We start from the raw sequence: 20,313 nt of genomic DNA on the forward strand, positions 1-20,313 counted from the left end.
CATTCAAGCGACTCTACCAGTGTTACAGTAAGCTTTTCAAGCAGATTCAGTTTAAAAATAGTTTAGTGCTGTAAACCCGCTTATTGATTGACCACACGGCGAAAACTAATCGTAATTTACTCGCCAATTAAATCTGCTGTGCTAGTATCAGGACAATTTCATACTATTAATATTAGAGAATACGCCATGTTGTATATGATTTACTCAACTGATGTTGAAAATAGTTTAGAACACAGAAAAGCGGCGCGCCCGGCTCATTTAGCACGCTTACAGGAATTAGATGAACAAGGACGATTATTTACCGCTGGCCCGTTACCAGCAATTGATAGCGCTGACCCCGCTGAAGCTGGTTTTACCGGTTCTTTAGTGATTGCTGAATTTGATTCATTAGAAGCGGCACGAGAGTGGGCTGCAGCAGATCCTTATGTCAGCGGCGGCGTTTATGATAATTCAGTCGTTAAACCGTTTAAACAAGTATTCCCTAGTTAAGAAAACCAGCAATCACAAGAGTTTAAATATTTATTCGATCAAGATGTTAATTCAATTGATATAATCACTTTGCATTTAAAGCACAATAATTCAGTGTTTGTTCACGGGTTGTTGAATAAGATCCGTTGTATTGAATCATAGAATTTAGTGGTTTTACTTGAATTTTAGCTACTTGGTTCATTAAACTATCCAGATCTGGTTTAGGAGTTTCCCATCATGCGTACAGTGTTAGCTTTGAGCATCGCCATTCTTGTGTTAGCTTCGAGTGTTTTTTCGACGAATAGCCAAGCTGCATCTCAAGTTAATAAAACTGAGATAAATAAAAAGCAAGCTGTGGAGCTTGCTAAAAAAGTCGAAGATGGTAAAACTCTTAAAATTACCGTACTTAACGATATCTATACCGTAAGAATATTAAAATCGGACGGCCATGTCGTCGACGTGCATGTCAATAAAAAAACCGGCGAAGTGAAAAAGGATTAATAAATGCGAATTTTAGTAATTGAAGACGATTTACACTTAGCAGATAACCTGCGTAATGCATTAGAAAAAGAACGCTACAGTGTTGATCTTTGTCATGATGGTGAAGCAGGCTTATTCCACATCACAGAATATCCGCTAGACATGGCTGTGGTTGATTTAGGTTTACCAAAAATAGACGGTATTGAGCTTATTAATAAAGCGAGAGCCCAAGGGATCACCATTCCAATTCTTATTTTAACAGCACGTGATCGTTGGCAAGATAAAGTCGAAGGACTTGATGCTGGTGCTGATGATTATTTAACAAAACCCTTTCATGTTGAAGAATTAATCGCCCGTTGTAATGCCCTGATCCGTCGCAGTGCAGGCAAAGCAAACCCAGAAATGACCGCAGGGCCAATTAAAATTCATACTCGTTCACAGCAAGTATGGGTTGATGATAGAGAGCTTAGCCTTACCGCTTACGAATACAAAGTGCTTGAGTATTTAATGGTTAACCCGCAAAAAGTGATCTCTAAATCAGAGCTAACAGAGCACATCTACGACCAAGATTTTGATCTCGACTCAAATGTAATCGAAGTATTCGTACTGCGTTTGCGGAAAAAGCTGGACCCTGATGGCACACTCAACCCTGTTGAGACCCTGCGCGGACGTGGTTACAGGCTTAAAAGTCAGTGGTAGCATCGCAAATACCGTTAAAAGTAAGGCAAGGATTTATCCTTGTCTTTGTTTTATTAGTCGCCTTACCTATTTTGTTTTTCTCGATTGGTAAGGCGTACTATGCATCATTAGTCGAAGCCACCGAGAAAACCCTCGAAGCCCATTTATATTCACTCATTTCAGAAGTCGATTTTACCGAGCGCGGTATTATTATGCCAAGCACAATCTTAGCTCCAGAGCTAAATCGTTTAAATTCTGATACCTATGCGATGATTTACCGTGATGAGCAGCCAGTTTGGCACTCAGAGTCTGCGGTAAACGTAAACTTTGTGCCTGATGAAATAGAAACCAAAGCCGGCGCTGCTGATTTTCGGCGAGTGGAATACAAAAATAATGTGTACTGGCAATTAAGCTTAACTGTTATTTTGAATAATATTGACCAATCCGAACACGCCCGTTTTATTTTATTAAAACGCAATGATGCGCTGCTGCGGTTAATGGATGGTTTTAAACAAACCCTTGTAAACTGGATGTATGTGATGGGTGTTGCCATTGCAGCATTAATGGCCATCGGTTTTGTGTGGAGTGCACGACCACTGCAACGCCTTGATAAAGAAATAAAAGCGATTGAATCCGGCGATATTCAAGAAATTAAAGGGCTCTACCCTGTTGAGCTACAAACAATAAAAGCCGATTTAAATTTATTGCTTGAAACACAACAGCGTCAAAAAGAACGCTACCGCGCTTCACTCAGTGACTTAGCTCATGCCTTAAAAACGCCTCTTGCCGTACTTAAGTCAAGCCCATTAGCAAATGACGCCGATGCACAAGAGCAGCTAGATCGAATTAATGTGATGATCGAGCATCAATTAAAGCGCGCAGCAACCGGTGCTTCCGATACGTGGAAAAAGCAAACGACTATCAAACCTGTGCTCGATTCAATTCTTAATGCAATGGGTAAGGTATACCGCGATAAAGATATTATATTCAGCTGTAACGTAAAAGAAAAAAATTACTTCTTAGGGGATAAGACAGATCTACTCGAGCTGTTGGGTAATTTAATTGATAATGCTTGTAAAGCCTGTCGTTCACAGGTCGATATACAAGTTATCCAAAACCGCACCCTTACAATTACAATCAGTGATGATGGCCCTGGTGTCCCCGTTGATAAACGCGAGTCATTACTCACCCGCGGTACACGCTTAGATACTTACGAAAGTGGTCATGGAGTGGGAATGGCAATTGTGTCTGATTTAGTTAAGTCGTATCACGGCACATTGACTATTTTAGATGCTGATACGCTAGGTGGTGCAAAATTTATTTTAGAGTTTAATTATAATGACAAAAAATAAACTAGTATTAACAGGCATGGCATTACTTTTAATGTTCAATGCAGCTAAAACGTTAGCAGCTGAGCCGTGTAGTCTCGTTGATCAAGCAACCCCTGATGAAGCGAAAAGTTATATCCAATGCTTAGACAAACAATTAGAGACCTTAACGCGTATCCAGCAAACGTGGATCAATAAAATCACATTAGATTTAAATAAGATTGAAGAAGACACCGGTAACACACAGCTACTACCGATTTTCAAACGCAGTATAACAAGCCAAAAGAAATACTTAGAAGACAGTTGCAAATGGCGTTATTTACAAAAAGTCCCGAACGCAACCCAAGCTGCTATTGCCTATAAACGTTGCGAGCTACAGATTTTAGAGCAGCATATAACGGTTTTAAAACGACCTTTAAAGTAATTCATGTTAAAAGCCACGTAAACTAACGTGGCTTTTAATTATCATTAACTTTTTTCTTCTTCTAGGTTTTCACCATTACCCAGTAATGTAGCCAACCAGCGCCCTTCTTCGCTAGTTTCAAGCGCTATTTTAACAATCATAGTCAAAGGTACTGATAACAACATACCAACAGTGCCCATCAGCCACCCCCAAAAGATTAATGATAAAAATACCACTAATGTTGAAAGCCCTAAACCTTTACCCATGTATTTAGGTTCGACAATATTACCCATTACAGTATTAATAGTGAGGTAACCTACTCCCACCATACTTGCAACAAATGGGCCTTGCGTGATCAACGCCAATAATACTGCGGGAATTGCGGCAATAATAGAACCAATATTAGGTATGTAATTAAACATAAACGCCATCACAGCCCACAATACAAAATAATCAATATCTAACAGCCATAGTAAGATGCCAGCCAGCACACCCGTGCCTAAGCTAACAACAGTTTTAATTGCTAGATAGGAATTAATTGATTCTAAAAAACGGTCAATTTGTTGCATCTTGCGGTCAGGATCATCAAGTGCCATGTGTATTTTGTGACTGAGCATTGGGCCTTCAAATAACATAAACACCACAGTTAAAATAATTAAAAATAGGTTGGCCATTACGCCACCTAGCCCTGTCAGCATTCCAGTTGCCATATCAATGATCTTACCCGGATCAAACATCGCAATTATTTGTTCTTTATTAATCAAAATATTGTACTTTGCAGCCATATCGACCAGTAAAATAAACTGCTCTTTAAGCTGGGCTTTATAGTGAGGTAATTGCTGTGAGAAATCAGTTAAGGATTGCCCCACCAAACCGGCTAAACTAACGCCAATGCCAACCACCATCAGCATTACCAACATGATAGCCAAACCTTTGGGGATTTTATAACGGCCAAAAAAACTCAATAATGGGTTGCAAATAATGGCAATAAATGCTGCCAAGACAAACGGAATAACGATCACACTCGCGGCCTTTACTCCAGCTAAAACAATAACTAACGCTGCAAAAATAACTAAACTTCGGTTTACCCCAGTTAAACTAGCCAAACTACGATCCTTGAAAATATAAACTGTACTTAGTGTATACCTAAACGGCCTCAAGATGCGAGTGTCGTTGAAATTAAAAAGGATTACTCTTGTGGCAAAGTGATCAAAGCCGTCTACAGTACGTATAACATACACACAGTCTCTGACAAGGTCACTATCATGCATATATTAATAACTGGCGCCACCGGTTTAATAGGCAGCCATTTATGCCCGCTGTTACTTATAAATCATCAGCTAACGGTATTATCGCGAAGTCCTGATAAAGCAAACCAATTACTCGGTGCAAACATTTTAGCAGTAGACTCACTTGCTAACGTCGATTTTAACACAGTTGATTGCGTGATTAACCTAGCTGGTGAGCCAATTGTCAATAAACGCTGGAGCGACAAACAAAAGCAGCAACTTCTAGATAGTCGTATTCAGTTAACTCATCAAATAAGCGCAGCAATAAACCAGTGCAACACCCCACCCCATACGTTTATCTCAGGTAGTGCAATAGGCTTTTATGGCCGTCAAGATGACACCCCGATAGATGAAAGTTTTACCGCTATAAACCCTGAGTTTAGCCATCAGCTATGTGATGCTTGGGAGCACGCTGCATTGTCAGCTCAATCAACAAGTACTCGCGTCTGCACACTGCGCACAGGGATTGTATTAGCTAAACAAGCAGGTGCATTAGCAAAAATGTTGCCGCCATTTAAATTAGGCTTAGGCGGAGCCATTGGCAGTGGTGAGCAAGGTATGTCATGGATCCATATTGACGACATGGTTAGACTTATCTTGTTCGTATTAGAGACTAAAACCCTTAGCGGTGCAGTTAATGCCACCGCGCCTCACCCTGTCAGTAATAAAGAGTTTAGCCGTCAATTAGGCAAAGCGCTCGCACGCCCGGCATTTATACCTATGCCTAGTTTATTACTTAAATTAGTAATGGGGGAAATGGCTGATTTATTGCTTTATGGGCAATTTGTTGTGCCTAAAAAAGTACTACTCCAGCAATTTAGCTTTACTTATCCAACATTGCCACAAGCACTCAAGCAACTCGTAAACTAAAGTGCGTAGTTAACTCTTTTTCATTATCATGCTATTGTTGATGTAGTAAATAATAATTAGTGCAGCAATAAACCATAAAGGCAATTAAATTTGATGGATAAGATAAACCAACCATGATGCATTTACCTACAATCATCATACTTTCTATAATACTTAATACCCTCATTGGTTCATTTTTGTTGTCTTTGTATCGGCTCAAAAAACAAAAAACCTACTTGTACTGGTGCTGCTCTTGTTTTATTTTTGTGCTTGCTCAAGTCACAGCCTCATTAAGGGCGTATAGTGATTTAAATCTGATTTCTCATTACCTAGCCGACCTATTAATTATCATCGCGCCTTTGGCTGCAATACTCGGTATACATGCATACAACAACACAGAGAAAAGCAAATTTACAGCCTGTATTGGCGTGCTGCTGGTATCTGTCATAATTTTAATGCCTTTTTATAGTACGTCCTTTGCTCAACTTTATACCACGTTAGTCATTGCGTGCAGCTTTTGTTATGCCGCTTATGCGCTAAATAAGTTACATGTGGGACGTGTTAGCCATTTTTTACTGCTACAAATTTGTTTTGTGATACATGCCCTATTAATGTTTTGCCAAGCCGCACTTTTAGTTTCTGCACCAACATCAGTGATCGATACGCAGCAAGCGCTGGCAGTAATCTTAATTAGTCATATTGTGATCTCCACTTGCACCGCGTTAGTCTGGCCGGTTTTAATGTTTTTAGAATCAGAGCAAGTTTTAACCGATTTAGCTAATTTAGACCCACTGACAGGATTACTTAACCGACGCGCATTTTTAAACCTCAGCGCCACGCATTTAGAACAAGCCAATAGTTACCAAAAAGAATTGTGTGCTTTGATGATTGATATTGATTTTTTTAAAAAAGTGAATGATCAATTTGGCCATGAGACTGGCGATGAGGCTTTAAAATGGGTTGCCACAAAGATTCAAGCACAGTTACGTGAGCATGACATTGTAGCTAGGATTGGCGGTGAAGAATTTGCAATTTTACTCCCTAATACTTCTGAAAAAAATGCACAGGCATTATCAGAGCGGATCAGGCTTGCTATCAAAAACCAACCGTTTATATATAAGCAACACAGTATCTCTTTGTCACTCAGTATTGGTGTTATCAAACGTACAGGAGACAGTAATATCAATGATTTACTAGCTAAAGCAGATAAAGGCTTATATCAAGCAAAACACAATGGCCGCAATCAGGTGGTTGTGGCTATTTAGATGCTGATCGACTGTTAAACTTCGTTTCCCATATTTATGACACCCTGCCAATTTTTATAAATTATTAATAATTAAATAAATCATTAAGATACATTTTAGACACAATTTTATTCCAATTAATTAAATACACTTGTTGACGTAACATGAAAATTGCACTAGATTTCTCTGGAAGCGCTTTCACAAATTGTTACACCACTTTCTGGAAGCGCTTCCACACACAATAATATCGCTTTTGATAAAAGTGGTTAATAATAATGATAACTGTACGAGGGAAACCTAATGTCGAGTCATATTTTAAAGAAAACAAAGTTAGCGACCAGCTTATCTTTGATTTTAGGTGCAGCAACTACGCTATCGGCCTATGCAGCAGAGGTTGAGCAGCAAGAGGATCTTGAAGTAATTCAAATCACTGGTTTTAAAGGCAGTATTAAAGAATCTACTCAATTAAAACGCTATTCTTCAGGCGTTGTAGATGCAATATCTTCAGAAGACATAGGTAAATTCCCTGATACTAACCTTGCAGAATCTTTACAGCGGATCACGGGGGTATCAATTGACCGCAGCAATGGCGAAGGCTCTAAGGTAACAGTACGTGGTTTTGGTCCTGATTATAATATGGTGACATTAAACGGTCGTACTATGCCAGCCGCTTCCCTGCCAGCAGGTGGTGGAGCACCAAATTCGCGCGCTTATGATTTTGCCAACCTTGCATCCGAAAGTGTTAAGTCTGTAGAGGTATATAAAACCGGTAAAGCCAGTATTGCATCAGGGGGGATTGGTGCAACAATCAATATCAATACTGCTCGTCCACTTGATAACCCTGGCCTCGTTGCCAATGTTGGTGTTAAAGCACAACACGATACAACGAATCGTGTAGGTGACGATATAACGCCAGAAATTTCAGGGATATTTAGTTGGACAGACGAAGAAGCAAAATTTGGTGTATCCCTCACAGCCAGCATGCAAGAACGAGATAGCTCAGCAACAGGGGCTTTTGTAAATGAGTGGCGTACTACTGAATATGACGGCACAATTCCTCAAGCTGCAGATGACATAGTGTTAGAAAATGCCCCAGCAATGGGTCAATACTATTCAATGCCTTCGGACTTACGTTACACCATCGCCGACCGTGAACGTACTCGCACCAATGCCCAATTAACATTCCAGTACAGCCCTATCGACTCACTGACCGCAACGCTTGATTACACCTACTCACAGCAAGAGTTATTTGAAGCCCGTGCAGAACAATCAATTTGGATGGATAACTATAAAACCCATTTAATCTTTGATGATAACGAAGTTAAAACCCCAATTTATTACCGCGAAGAGCGACGTGATTTATCAACTCGTGATTTAGGTTTAGCGTTACAAGAACAAAACCAAGTAAATGAGAATAATTCGATTGGTTTAAATATTGAGTACTATTTTAGTGACCAACTTAGTTTTATGTTTGATGCACATAGCTCAAAAGCGACCAGTAAACCTGATGCCCCATACGGTAGTTGGGTAAATGCAGGTTTAGGGGCTAATGTAGTTGCTGCTCAAGAAGTTGATTTCAGCCGTGATTTACCCTCAATGATGATTGATTTTGATGACTGCAGCCGTGCAAATCTTAATTGCAGCGGTGCACTAGAACAAGCTGATGTAGGTACTTCGATTCTTGATGCCAACTTTGCCAGTCAAGAATCAACTGTGGATGAATTCCGCCTACATGGTAATTATGTAATGGATAACGGCAGCATAGATTTTGGTATTGAATCACGCTCAATGGAAAGCCATTCACTACAATCACTTACTCGTAATACCATGGGTAACTGGGGCATTGAAAACCCTGGTGAATTACCCGATGGCTATTTAGATCCGACGAATTTCTTAGCTGAGTTTGATGATTACGATACCAGTGGCTCATTTGATCAAGGCTTTACTGGCAGCGCTTCACAAATTGGTTATTGGGCGGCAGAGCAGTATGGGTTCAATTTTGCAGCTGATGGTGCATACGCAACCAATCGTACAATTGAAGAAGATATCAAAGCAGCATTTGTGCAGTACAATTACACAAATGAAATTAGTGGTATGCCATTTAACTTAGTTATAGGTGCGCGCTACGAAACAACCGATATCACCTCAACCGCGAATATTGATTTACCTGATGCAGTAGCATGGGAAGGTAATAATGACTTTAATGTGCGCTACGGCACGAATAAAGAAGATTATTCACTAAGCTCAAGTTATAACCACTTTTTACCTAGCTTAGATTTTGATATCAATGTTCATGATGATGTAACGCTACGTGCCTCTTACAGCACAACTATCGCCCGCCCGACTTATGACAATTTAAGTTCAGCGGCCACGGTTGGCGTACCAACAGGCCCCACGATTATTCCAGGGACCACTAATGCGCCGGCTTCAACGGGTAATCCTGCCCTCGTACCACTTGAATCAGATAACTTTGATGTCTCTGCTGAATGGTACTTTACTGATGTAAGCTATGTATCCGTGGGTTACTTTAATAAAAAAGTAGACAATTTTATTGGCCTGTCACCTATGACACAAAACTACTATGGTTTACGTGATGTATCCGCAGGCCCTCGCGCCGAAGCTGCAAAAGCAGAGCTAGAAGCACAAGGCTTAGCATTTACAGATTCAAACCTATTCCAAATGGTTGCGGCCATGGAAAATGGGGTAGCTTTTGATTCGATGAGTTATGAAGAATTTGAAGCCGCTTATGATGTTTTACCTAACGCAGATGATCCATTGATGGACTTTACTGCTCAAGTACCAACCAACAATAAAGATGCTAAAATTGATGGTTATGAGTTCGCAGTTCAACACTTTTTTGATGACACTGGTTTTGGTTTACAAGCTAACTACACCATAGTAAATGGTGACATTGATTTTAATGTCGCAGCAGATCCCACAACCACTCAGTTTGCACTGGTGGGCTTAAGTGATACTGCCAACTTGATTGCTATGTACGAAAACGACAAGTTTCAAGCACGTATTGCTTATAACTGGCGTGATAAATTCTTAAACAGCGCGGCACGTTATGTTAATGAGCCAAGCTTCACTGAAGAGTATTATCAAATTGATTTTAATATTGCCTACAACTACAGTGAAAAAATGTCATTCTTTATTGAAGGACTTAATATCACTGAGCAAAATATGCGTCAGCATGGCCGATATCAAGCTCAATTATGGAACTTAGAACAAAGTGGCGCCCGTTATAATATAGGTATGCGTTATAACTTTTAAGTAAGAGGTGCTACTCATTAATTTAATGAGTATCAAGCCGCTAGCTATTAGCGGCTTTTGTCGTTTTAATTAGACAATAGAAGACACACAATGAATAACAAAATACAACACATTGTGGTACTTGGCGGCGGCGCTGCAGGCTGGCTAAGTGCAGGACTGCTAAGCGCGGAACACCCTGATAAACACATTACTTTAATTGAATCCGCTCACATTGCAATTTCCGGTGTTGGTGAAGGTACTTGGCCATCGATGCGTAATACGCTAAAACGTATCGGAATTAAAGAAGTCGACTTTTTAAAGTATTGTGATGCGTCATTCAAGCAAGGCTCAAAGTTTATCAACTGGCGCAATTTAACCCCAGGCGATAACTACTACCACCCTTTTATGACGCCCGCAGGGTATTTAGAGACTGATTTGCACGCCTACTGGCAACATCATGCTGCTAGTCAAAAATACGCCGATGCCATTAATATGCAAAGCTTTGTCTGCCAAGCAGGTCTTGCTCCTAAACAAGCTAGCACACCAGAATACGCAGCAGTGACAAACTACGGTTATCATCTTGATGCTGGTAAATTTGCAAGCTTCTTAAAAAACCATTGCGAAAATAAGCTTGGCGTAATTCATATTATGGATGATGTCGTGGCGGTAAATAACGATAATCAAGGCTATATTCGCTCATTAACAACAAAACAGCACGGTGAAATAAAGGGCGACTTGTTTATTGACTGTTCCGGTGCCCGAGCTCGCCTAATTGCAGAACATTATAACGCAGCGTTTATTAATCAAGAGCAGACATTGTTTAATAACAGTGCGATTGCTGCGCACCTTCCCTATAATAATCAGCAACAAGACATAGCCAGCGCAACGATATCAACAGCTCAATCCCATGGTTGGATCTGGGATATCGGCTTACCAAGTCGTCGTGGTATTGGCTACACCTATTGTGATAAATATTGCGATGAACACACCGCTGTTAAGACCTTAAAAAACTACGCTACACAATCAGTAGGCGCTGAAGCTGCTGAACAAATACAAACCAGAAAGCTGAGTTTTACCCCTGGCTACCGAAAACACTTTTGGATCAAAAACTGTATTGCTGTGGGAATGTCACAAGGTTTTATTGAGCCGTTAGAAGCCTCTGCCCTTGCTATGGTTGAGTTATCGTTAAATATGCTAAGTGAGCAAATGCCACATGATCGTGTGCATATGCAATTGCTAGCAACTCGATTTAACCAGCGCTTTAGTTATCGCTGGCAGCGTGTAATCGACTTTTTAAAGCTGCACTATATTTTAAGTGAACGAGATGACAGCCAATATTGGCTGGATATAAAAAGTCCAGCAAGTATTCCGGCCCGCTTAACTGAGTTATTGGCACTGTGGCAATACCAGCCACCAAGTCGCTTTGATTTGATTGAAAATGAAGAAATATTTCCTTCAGCCAGTTATCAATATGTACTTTATGGTATGGGCTTTCACAGCCAAGCTGCAACAGCAGAAAATGCCTTTTATAACCCCAAAGCGGGGCATTATTTTTACCAGCAAAACCGTGCCAAGATTGCTCAATGCTTGCAAGCTTTACCAACAAATCGCACGTTATTAAATCAACTTTTAAATAATAAGGCGTGATCAAAATATGACACACACTAAACAGATAAAAAATGTGGTGATCGCAGGAGGCGGCACTGCAGGCTGGATGGCTGCTGCGGCCCTTGGCAAACTCGTCGGAAAAAATATCAACGTCACGCTTGTTGAGTCTGATGACATAGCCACAATAGGCGTTGGCGAAGCAACTATCCCGCCCATTCGTACTTTCCATAAATTACTGGGGATCGACGAGCAAGCATTTATGAAAGCCACGCAAGCCAGCTTTAAGTTAGGGATCAGCTTTGAAAATTGGGGGCAAAAAAACACTGATTATATTCACTCATTTGGCATGACGGGCAAAGAATGTTGGGCCGGTGAGTTTCATCACTTTTGGCTGCATAGCTTATCGTTAGGGGTTAAATCAGAATTTGCGGATTACTGTTATGAGCTACAAGCCGCTAAACAAGGAAAATGTGCATTTAATCAACAAAACCCTATAAACTATGCATTTCATCTAGACGCCAGTCGCTACGCATTATTTTTACGTGATTTTTCGCACGATTTCGGCGTTAAACGTGTGGAAGGGAAAATTACACGAGTCAATAAATGTGCTGAAACCGGTAATATAAAAAGTTTAACCCTTAGTGACGAAAGCACCCTAGACGGTGACTTTTTTATTGATTGCACCGGCTTTCGTGGACTACTGATTGAGCAGGCCTTGCATACTGGTTACGAAGATTGGTCTCATTTACTACCATGCGACAGCGCTATTGCTGTACAAACCAAAGCCATTAGCGATGAGACCCCCCCTTATACTCGTTCAATCGCCCACGATGCGGGCTGGCAATGGCAAATTCCTCTGCAACAACGTGTTGGTAATGGCCTCGTTTTTTGTAGTCGCTATCTAAGTGATGAAGACGCAAAGCAACTACTGCTTGATAATATTCAAGGTGAAACTTTAACTGAACCCAGAGTTATTAAGTTTAAAACCGGTCGCCGCCGCAAAGGCTGGAATAAAAACTGTTTGGCGCTGGGCCTTGCCAGTGGTTTTGTCGAGCCGCTTGAATCCACCAGCATTCACTTGATCATGTCAGGTGTAATTCGCTTTATGCGACTATTTCCGTTTAATGGGATCACTGAGCAAGCGATTAGTGAATACAATAAACAATTAAAAAGTGAAATCGAAAATATCCGCGACTTCATTGTCTTACATTATAAAGTCACTGAACGTAACGACAGTGAATTTTGGCGTCATTGTCAAAACATGGAAGTACCCGATACCCTCGCCCATAAAATTAGTTTGTTCAAAGAAACTGGCCGGGTATTTTTAGATGACGGTGATATTTTTAGAGTTGATTCTTGGGTGCAAGTAATGCTTGGTCAAGGTATTAAACCTAAACAGTACCATCTCATTGCCAGTTTAATGAGTGATGAAGAATTAACGCGCTTTCTAAGCAGTATCAAACAGCAAATTAGCCAGCGCGTCGTACAGCTGCCAACCCATGAAGCATTTTTACAACAATATTGCCCAGCTAACTAACTTGAGCCAAATTTACTAAATACAGTAAAAACGTTAAATAATTACTTTAAAAAGATAAAAAGCCCTTTAAAATTAAAGGGCTTTGGACAACACAACAAAATACGTTAAAAATTTATTATTTATAGCTTACTCACTTGCTGGGCAAGTGATCGCACCTTGCTTTACACCTTCTGGTACAAAATTAATATTCGCTACAGATATCTCAGCCTGACCTTCACTCTGTAATGAAAATGGACTAGTTACCCTTGCAAAATCAACACCTTTATCTGCAAAGCACTTCAAATCAATACTGAGCGTTTGCCATGTATTTAGTGCTGAATTATTTAACACCTGGCTTATATCAATTCGACCACCGCAGCCCTGTTCACACGTCATGGCAATGTAAAGCGCGGAGCTAGGTGTACTTTTGACTTTATAATCAAAGCTTAATGTTGAATTTGCTTCAATATAAGCAACCTTGTCTTCAGTGAAGTTACTGTTTATCTCAGCGATTGCTAATTCGTTACCCTTAAATACAAACGACAGCGCATCTTCTTGAATATCTTTATCTTCTGTTCGATATTCAATACCAGCAAACGCCACACTGTTACTAACCACCTGATGTTGCTGCTCGCCTGACTTTAAGAATAATCGCCATGGGTTGGTCAATGAACCATTAAAAATGCCAAGCGGAGCCAAGTCAGCGATATCAACACCGGAGTCTTCACTTAGATCATCAGAAAGAGTACTCGTATCGCCATAAGTTAAACCAAAACCATAAGGTAATAGCGGTGAATACTCTTTATCACCTTTATTAACGCTCGTTTGTAATGGTGAGTTAGGCCATGAAAAAGACAGTTTGCCTTTGAAGTCGTATTGGCTTCGTCCATCAGGACCTCTAAGTAATACATCAGCAACGCCCTGCCCTTCAGTGCCAGGTAACCAGGCTGCAACAAATGCATCCGATGCATTTAACTCAGCATTGACCCACATTGGTCGCCCTGAAATAAACACTGACACAACTGGAATACCTTTTGATTTAAGTGTTTTTAATAACGCCAACGACTTTTTATTATTGCGCTCAAATTCAAGATTGTCTCGATCGCCATGACCTTCTGCATAAGGCTCTTCGCCAAACACCACAATAGCCACATCAGGCTGCTGCTCAAAAGACCCATCAATACTTAAGATTGCTTCACCACCGGCAGCATCAATTTGTGCTTTTAAACCTGCATAAATTGATGTGGCGCCTGGAAAATCAGCATTTTCGTTATTCGTGCCTTGCCAAGTAATACTCCAACCACCCGATTGTTTACCAATGTTATCAGCGCCATCTCCGGCGATTAAAATTCGTGAGTTAGCAGCTAATGGTAAAATATTTTGTTTATTTTTTAATAAAACCAGTGATTCACGCACAGCTTGTCTTGCAATAGCACGGTGTTCCTGAGCACCAATCAATTGTGTTTTACCAGAAAATTGGCGGTTAGCCGGGCTTGGTTTATCAAATAGTCCTGCTCTAAGTTTCACCCTTAAAATACGTGCAACGGCATCATCAATGCGGCTCATGGCGATTTCACCCGCGTTAACTTGTGCAATGGTATTTTCATACAATGGCTTCCACGCACCTGTTGGCACCATGAATATATCAAGGCCGGCATTCACTGCTTGCGGGCAGCTTTCGTTAGTACAACCTGCCACTTGTCCGTGGCCATTCCAGTCGCCAACGACAAAACCATCAAACCCCATTTGAGTTTTTAATACATCGGTTAACAGGTATTTATTCCCATGATTTTTCTTTCCATGCCAGCTATTAAACGACGCCATCACAGATTGACTGCCTGCAGCAAGGCCGCCTATATAGCCTTGTGCATGAATATCAAACAGCGCTTGTTCAGAGTCAATATTATCTCCTTGATCGTCACCATCAACAGTGCCACCATCACCTAAAAAATGCTTAACCGTGCTGATCACCCGCTTATCACTTAAAAAATCACCATTTGCATGACCTTGCAGACCATTAACGATTGCCGCAGAGTATTCACGTACAATTTCTGGATCTTCAGAATAGCCTTCATAAGTACGTCCCCACCTATCATCACGCACAACAGCAACGGTTGGGGCAAATACCCAATCAATGCCCGTTGTCATCACTTCGATTGCCGTTGCAGCGGCTATTTTTTCAATTAAAGCGGGATTATTCGCAGCGCCTAACCCTATATTGTGAGGGAACAACGTCGCGCCAATAACGTTATTATGACCATGTACGGCATCAGTGCCCCACATAGTAGGAATACGACTGCCATCCAACGAGTCATCAATTGAGGCCTGATACATAGCTTCAGCTAAGGCTATCCAATCTTGGGGAGTGGCGTGCTTATTAGCATTAGGAAATGATCCTCCCCCATTTAAGTAAGAGCCAAAACCATATTGACGCATATCATCAACCGTTATATCGCGTATTTCAGGCTGGATCATCTGTGCCACTTTTTGCTCAAGGGTCATAGACTCTAGAAAGTGGGCTATTTTTGCTTCTATTTTAGGAGCCTTCTCTACTTGGTAATTCAACTTGGGCCAAATTGCTAAATTACCATCAAGCGCATTAACTTCTTTTGCCAGATCCGATGTATAACTCGCTTTTTCAGCTTCGCTATTCGAACAACCTGCAAGCAGTGCTAAGCCAGTTAACATACTTAAAATGGGTAACTTTGTTGTGTGTAAGTGTTTTATCATTTTTATTTACCTATCATTTATCAGTGATTGGTTTAAGAGCGCCGGCTACACGATATCGTATGCCCTAGGCTAGTCTGCTACTTGGTATTAGCAACAAACAAGTATTCGCTGTTATCTAAATTTAACTATTGACCTGTTAAGAAATAGTCACTAACCTGAATATGGAAGCGCTTCCCGAAATAACATTAAATACTATCACAGCGTATTAATCAAACCATTTATGGAAGCGCTTTCACATACATTGTAATTTTTGACTAATAAACATATTTACAAACTGTCTATGCAAGCTGAGGTTTTCTATTAATGAAACAATTATCTTTACCCACTAACTCGCCACTACTTAGTAAAGAGTTTACCTTTGGTGTTGCTACAGCATCATTTCAAATTGAAGGCGCTGCAGATAGCCGCCTACCGTGTATTTGGGATACGTTTTGTGCCACACCAGGTAAAATTGCTGATAATTCAAACGGCTTAATTGCATGTGATCACTATCACTATTGGGAAAATGATATTGCGTTAATAGACTCTTTAGGTGTTGATGCTTATCGTTTATCTATTTCTTGGCCACGCGTGATCAAAGCAGATGGTAGCCTAAACCCGGTTGGTGTAAAGTTTTATACAGATATTTTAGATGAACTGGCACGTCGTAACATTAAAGCGTTTGTTACCCTTTATCATTGGGATTTACCACAATATTTAGAAGATAAAGGAGGCTGGCTTAACCGTAATACCGCTTTTGAATATGCAAAATATGTTGATTTGGTAAGCGAAGCATTTGCTGAACGTGTTTATTCTTATGCAACCCTAAACGAACCATTTTGTAGCTCGTACTTAGGCTATGAAATTGGTGTTCATGCACCAGGTATTGTGGGCCGCGAATTTGGCCGAAAAGCAGCACATCACTTATTATTAGGCCATGGTCTTGCGATGCAAGTTCTTGCTAAAAATAGCCCTAACTCCCTAAATGGCATTGTGCTAAATTTTACCCCTTGCTACCCAGTAAGCCAAAGTGACGCTGATCTAAAAGCCACTGCATTTGCAGATGACTATATTAATCAGTGGTATATGCGCCCTGTAATGGAAGGAAAATACCCCGACATCATTGACCAATTACCAAATGAACAGCGCCCAGAAATTCACCCCGGTGACATGGATATCATTACACAACCTTTAGACTATCTTGGCGTAAATTTTTATACTCGCCTGCATTATCAAGCGAGTGATGATGACTTTTACGATGAGCGTCCACACCAAGGGCCGCTGACAGATATTGGTTGGGAAATTTACCCGCAAGCCCTCACGGATTTATTAGTATCACTCAATGAAAAATACACCTTGCCACCTATTTATATTACCGAAAATGGGGCTGCGATGAAGGATACAATTGATAATGGTGAAGTAAACGATATAGATCGTATTAGCTACTATCAACAACATTTAACAGCGCTACACAACGCAACTGAGCAAGGTGTTCGCGTTGATGGCTATTTCGCTTGGAGTTTAATGGATAACTTTGAATGGGCCGAAGGTTATTTAAAGCGTTTTGGTATTGTATACGTTGATTATCATACGCAACAACGTACAGTCAAAGCCAGTGGCCTTGCATACAGTAAGTTGATTACCAATCGCTAATTGGTAACTTATACTAGCCGACAATTTCAATGTAAAATCGGCTAGTCACTTAAAACAACGATAAGAAACACACAGTGAATAAAATACCTTTATATGAAAAAGTCGGTTATGCCATGGGTGACGCCGGTGCCAATTTAGTTTGGCGTGGTGCTCTTGCCTATCTTGCGGTGTTTTATACCGACACCTTTGGCATCTCTGCCGCAGCGGCTGCCATGTTATTTTTAGTCGTGCGTCTATCTGACGGTGTGACCGATATAATTATGGGTATGATTGCCGACAGGACAAACACCCGCTTTGGTAAGTTTAGACCCTGGATACTCTGGTCAGCTCCTTTGTTAGGGTTATTTATGGTGTTATGTTTTACCACCCCTGACTTCAATGAAACCAATAAATTAATTTACGCCTACGTCACTTATATCGGTTTAACCCTCGCCTATACCGTCAGTAATGTGCCCTATTCAGCCTTAATGGGCGTAATGAGCCCCGATGATACTGAGCGAACTAAACTATCCAGTTTTCGTTTCGCTGGCGCGTTTGCAGGCGGGTTATTAGTCATGGGTTTTTTGCCTGAGTTAGTGGCTTATTTTGGTGATGGCGATAATGCCAAAGGCTACCAATTAACTATGTATTTATTTGCGGCACTATTGATTGCATTGATGGTGATCACTTTTGTGTCAACAAAAGAGCGTGTCATCCCACATGCATCCAACGAAGGGAGTTTAAAATCAGAGCTCAAAGATTTAACTAAAAATCTGCCGTTTATTATTTTACCTCTGCTCGCAACCACTTTATTCTTTTACTATCGTGACATCTACAGTGGCTTATTTTTCGCTGTGATTATGGCGGTCATGACGTTCGTAATAAAAAAACTACTCAACAAAGATCAAGGTAATTTAACTGGTACGCAGCGCGACATGGTTGATTTATTAACCAACAAACCTTGGCTTATCCTACTCGGTATTGGCTTTTTAACCATGATGTTCAATGGTATTAAATATGGTGTTATTGCCTATTACTTTAAGTATCAGGTTGCTGATGAACTGATGGCTGGACAGTATTTTGTCGCGTTATTAATTGTTTCTATTTTTGGTGCTTTGGCGACAGGTAAACTAGCTGAGGTGTTAGGCAAACGTAACCTATTTATTGTATCGCTAGTTTTAAGTGGCTTATTAACTACCGCCTTTTATTGGGTGCCAAGTGATAACATTGCGGCTGTTTTCACCTTTGGTTGCGCAGCTGAGTTTTTTGCCGCCATGATGCCAACCTTATTTTTTAGCATGTTGGGGGATTCTGCTGATTATTCTGAGTGGAAGAACAGACGCCGTGCTACAGGCTTAATCTATTCTGCTGGTACTTTTGTACAAAAAACCGGTGGTGGTTTTGCCGGTGCGTTGGTGTTGGTTGTATTAGCAGGTTACGGCTATAACGGCATGGATGAATCAACTATCAAGCAATCACTACCCGGCATGCAATTATTAATGAGCTGGATACCAGCAGCATTTGCATTCTTAGGTGCAGCATTGATGTTAATTTATCCACTTACTTCGCAAATGACACAAAAAATTACAGAAGACTTGGCAATTAGTCGCAGGAATGTGTAAATTACATAAACACTCAATACTGATTTATAAAATATCATATAAAACAGAGCATTAACGTTAGGAAATCAATGGCTACAATTTATCAGGTATCAGAGCTTGCAGGTGTATCCCTGTCCACTGTGTCCAGAGTTCTGAACAATAATGACTATGTAAGTAAAAAAACTAAAAAGAAAGTCATGGAGGCAATGCAAGAGCTTGGCTATCAACCAAGTTCTATTGCTCGCTCCCTTGCCTCAAGTAGAACCAGCAGTGTCGGTATTTTAGTCTCTGAGTTAGATGGTCCATTTTTCGGCCAAATGATGTCTGCGATCGAAGAGCAACTTCGTGCGGCTGGCAAACACGTAATAATCACGCCAGGTCACAGTGACGAAACTAAAGAGAAAAACGGGTTTGAATTTTTGATCAGTCGAAATTGTGATGCCATTATTGCCCATGTTGAAGCTGTCTCAAACGAATATTTAATTGAGCTTAGTCAAGGTAAAACTCCCATTTATTTAATGAGCCGCTATGTTGAAGAGATCAAAGACAACTGCATCAGCCTGGATAACGTAATGGGTGGGTATTTAGCGACTAAGACCATGATCACCCGAGGTCATAAAAATATTGCGTATATTGCAGGACCACAATTTAAAATAGATGCATCAGATCGACTTAAAGGTCATAAACAAGCCCTGAGTGAATTTGGTATCGAGTTCGATGAAAACTTATTTTATATTGGCGACTTCAAAGAAACAGGCGGTAACGATGGTTTGAAGTCGTTCATCGATAACAAGATTTCCTTTACTGCGCTAGTGTGTGCAAATGATGAAATGGCCTCAGGGGCTATGAAGTATGCCCGAGAGCACGGCTTTAACCTGCCTAGTGATCTTGCCATTATTGGTTATGATAACGTCATTTTTACCAACTACTTGTACCCAACGCTTACAACGATCAACAACCCAGTGCCAGAAATGGGAAAAATGGCAGCTAATTTAGTACTTAAAGATATTTATAAGCACACCGGCATTACTATTAATCATATATTCCAGCCAAATCTAATTTTGCGTGACTCAACGCCGTCGCTAAAATAACTGGTTAGTGCAAGAACTCATATCAATCCTGTTAAGTAATACCAATCGTGTTAAGTTACTGACCATTTATAGCGACAGATAAATACAGTGATAACAAGGCATAAATTTTGACATATAGTTGTTCTCGGCAATTGCTCCTGCATTGCTCTACCTCCTGCATCCATG

15 protein-coding genes are annotated in these 20,313 nt (G+C 40.6%); 13 read left to right on the forward strand and 2 right to left on the reverse strand.

What is annotated here, in order from left to right:
* Positions 1-186: 186 nt before the first annotated feature.
* The 5 genes from CWB85_RS07295 to CWB85_RS07315 all read left to right on the forward strand — a co-directional run bounded on the left by CWB85_RS07295 (position 187) and on the right by CWB85_RS07315 (position 3,378).
* The gene (locus tag CWB85_RS07295) at positions 187-489 is read left to right on the forward strand and encodes a YciI family protein (protein WP_016709352.1); all 303 of its coding nucleotides are present in this window, start codon (positions 187-189) and stop codon (positions 487-489) included.
* Positions 490-705: 216 nt separating this feature from the next.
* Positions 706-969, forward strand: coding sequence for a PepSY domain-containing protein (locus CWB85_RS07300; RefSeq protein ID WP_016709351.1), 264 nt, complete (start codon positions 706-708; stop codon positions 967-969).
* A 3-nt stretch (positions 970-972) separates the two neighbouring features.
* The gene (locus CWB85_RS07305) at positions 973-1,647 is read left to right on the forward strand and encodes a response regulator transcription factor (RefSeq protein ID WP_016709350.1); all 675 of its coding nucleotides are present in this window, start codon (positions 973-975) and stop codon (positions 1,645-1,647) included.
* Complete coding sequence (locus CWB85_RS07310; protein ID WP_016709349.1) at positions 1,641-2,978, forward strand: ATP-binding protein; 1,338 nt, start codon at positions 1,641-1,643, stop codon at positions 2,976-2,978. Before CWB85_RS07305 ends, CWB85_RS07310 begins: the two co-directional genes overlap by 7 nt.
* The gene (locus tag CWB85_RS07315; protein ID WP_138554543.1) at positions 2,965-3,378 is read left to right on the forward strand and encodes a hypothetical protein; all 414 of its coding nucleotides are present in this window, start codon (positions 2,965-2,967) and stop codon (positions 3,376-3,378) included. Before CWB85_RS07310 ends, CWB85_RS07315 begins: the two co-directional genes overlap by 14 nt.
* 44 nt (positions 3,379-3,422) lie before the next feature.
* On the opposite strand, the gene CWB85_RS07320 is transcribed toward CWB85_RS07315, so the two are convergent.
* The gene (locus CWB85_RS07320) at positions 3,423-4,463 is read right to left on the reverse strand and encodes an AI-2E family transporter (RefSeq protein ID WP_016709347.1); all 1,041 of its coding nucleotides are present in this window, start codon (positions 4,461-4,463) and stop codon (positions 3,423-3,425) included.
* Positions 4,464-4,622: 159 nt separating this feature from the next.
* Between CWB85_RS07320 and CWB85_RS07325 the strand changes: the two genes are divergently transcribed.
* The 5 genes from CWB85_RS07325 (at position 4,623) to CWB85_RS07345 (ending at position 13,136) form a co-directional block, all read left to right on the forward strand.
* Positions 4,623-5,516: a TIGR01777 family oxidoreductase gene (locus CWB85_RS07325; protein ID WP_016709346.1), complete on the forward strand. Its 894-nt coding sequence runs from the start codon at positions 4,623-4,625 to the stop codon at positions 5,514-5,516.
* Between the two features lie 113 nt (positions 5,517-5,629).
* Entirely contained in the window at positions 5,630-6,760 is a 1,131-nt protein-coding gene (locus CWB85_RS07330) for a GGDEF domain-containing protein (RefSeq protein WP_138554544.1), read from the forward strand.
* A 279-nt stretch (positions 6,761-7,039) separates the two neighbouring features.
* Positions 7,040-10,012, forward strand: a complete 2,973-nt coding sequence (locus CWB85_RS07335; RefSeq protein ID WP_016709344.1) for a TonB-dependent receptor — start codon at positions 7,040-7,042, stop codon at positions 10,010-10,012.
* A 90-nt stretch (positions 10,013-10,102) separates the two neighbouring features.
* Positions 10,103-11,638, forward strand: a complete 1,536-nt coding sequence (locus CWB85_RS07340; protein ID WP_138554545.1) for a tryptophan halogenase family protein — start codon at positions 10,103-10,105, stop codon at positions 11,636-11,638.
* 7 nt (positions 11,639-11,645) lie between these two features.
* Entirely contained in the window at positions 11,646-13,136 is a 1,491-nt protein-coding gene (locus CWB85_RS07345) for a tryptophan halogenase family protein (protein WP_138554546.1), read from the forward strand.
* Positions 13,137-13,262: 126 nt separating this feature from the next.
* Here CWB85_RS07345 and CWB85_RS07350 read toward each other — a convergent pair whose 3' ends face one another.
* On the reverse strand, positions 13,263-15,845 hold the full coding sequence (locus CWB85_RS07350; RefSeq protein ID WP_138554547.1) for a glycoside hydrolase family 3 protein: 2,583 nt from the start codon (positions 15,843-15,845) through the stop codon (positions 13,263-13,265).
* Positions 15,846-16,148: 303 nt separating this feature from the next.
* Here CWB85_RS07350 and CWB85_RS07355 point away from each other — a divergent pair, with 303 nt between their 5' ends.
* From CWB85_RS07355 to CWB85_RS07365, 3 genes are all read left to right on the forward strand, one after another.
* The gene (locus CWB85_RS07355) at positions 16,149-17,477 is read left to right on the forward strand and encodes a GH1 family beta-glucosidase (RefSeq protein WP_138554548.1); all 1,329 of its coding nucleotides are present in this window, start codon (positions 16,149-16,151) and stop codon (positions 17,475-17,477) included.
* 74 nt (positions 17,478-17,551) lie between these two features.
* Positions 17,552-19,078, forward strand: coding sequence for an MFS transporter (locus tag CWB85_RS07360; RefSeq protein WP_138554549.1), 1,527 nt, complete (start codon positions 17,552-17,554; stop codon positions 19,076-19,078).
* Between the two features lie 68 nt (positions 19,079-19,146).
* Complete coding sequence (locus CWB85_RS07365; RefSeq protein ID WP_138554550.1) at positions 19,147-20,148, forward strand: LacI family DNA-binding transcriptional regulator; 1,002 nt, start codon at positions 19,147-19,149, stop codon at positions 20,146-20,148.
* Positions 20,149-20,313 lie beyond the last annotated feature (165 nt).

Source organism: Pseudoalteromonas sp. S1727, from assembly GCF_005886375.1.
Lineage (GTDB): Bacteria > Pseudomonadota > Gammaproteobacteria > Enterobacterales > Alteromonadaceae > Pseudoalteromonas > Pseudoalteromonas haloplanktis.